The organism is Burkholderia sp. LMG 13014 (genome assembly GCF_905232215.1).
In the GTDB taxonomy this organism is placed as follows: Bacteria; Pseudomonadota; Gammaproteobacteria; order Burkholderiales; family Burkholderiaceae; genus Burkholderia.
Window position 1 is genome coordinate 1 of sequence record NZ_CAJNKE010001052.1, and the last position, 1,082, is coordinate 1,082.

Annotated in this window: 1 protein-coding gene; it reads right to left on the bottom strand. The window is 62.8% G+C overall.

The genetic code is table 11. The features are described from left to right. Positions 1–60: 60 nt before the first annotated feature. Entirely contained in the window at positions 61–999 is a 939-nt protein-coding gene (locus JYJ84_RS37315; RefSeq protein ID WP_043181898.1) for a CobD/CbiB family protein, read from the bottom strand. Positions 1,000–1,082: the final 83 nt, after the last annotated feature.

The following is a 1,082-nucleotide window of genomic DNA, read 5'->3' on the forward strand; positions in this document are numbered from 1 at the left end:
CAGCAAAAAGGCCGGCTTCAAGCCGGCCTTTTGCCTTTCATCGGATACCGCCCTGCCCCGTCACGACACCCAGACGGCGAGCGTCAGCATCAAGAGCAGAATCATCCACAGGATCACCGCGCGCCACACAAGGCCAACCGCGGATTGCAGTGTACGCGGCGTGCAATCGTCGCCGACCGTCAACGGGCCGCTGTCACCGACCGCCAGCGCATCGAGGCTCGACGGTTCCGCGAGCGGCCCCGCAAGACGGGCACCGAGCGCACCACTGCCTGCTGCCAGCAGGACGCCATCGTTCGGATCGGGCCACTGGCGCGTGTGATTGCGCCACGCGTAGATCGCGTCCTCGAAATTGCCGACGATCGCGAAGCCGAGCGCGGTCAATCGCGCGGGAATCCAGTCGATCACGAAGAATGCGCGCTGCGCGAACGTCGAGAAGGCCGCCGTGCGGTCGTCACCCGGCGTCGACCAGCTGCGCGCGAGGTATTCGGAAATCCGGTACAGCACGGCACCGGCCGGGCCGATCGGCAGCACATACCAGAAGAACACGCCGAACACGTGGCGATGGGACGCGACGACCGCATGAATCAGCGTATGGCGGACGATTTCGCCGACCGGCATGTCGACCGTGTCGATGCCGGTCCACTCGTGCAGGATTTCGCGCGCACGCGGCACGTCGTCATTGTTGAGCGCGAGGTGGATGTCGGTGAAGTAGTGGCTGAACTGGCGGAAGCCGAGCGTGAAGTACACGACGACGACGTTCCAGATGAATGCGAGCACGAAGCTCACCTTGTACAGCAGGAAATAGATCAGCGCGACGATCAGCACCCATGGCAGCACGACCGCGAGCCATGCGAGGATGCCATGCTTCTGCTTGCCTGCGTCGAGACCATGCGCGACGGTTTCCGCGTGAAACTGGAACAGCGCGAACACCGGATTGTTCGGCGACAACGCGCGGACCTGTTCGATGATGAGAGCGAGGAGAACCGAGAAGAAAGTCATGCGTGTGCCGTCTTCGGAGTTATGTCATTTTTTGCATAACGATAGCACAGCGTCAGCCCGGCATGATTGCCGGTGCGGTCGCC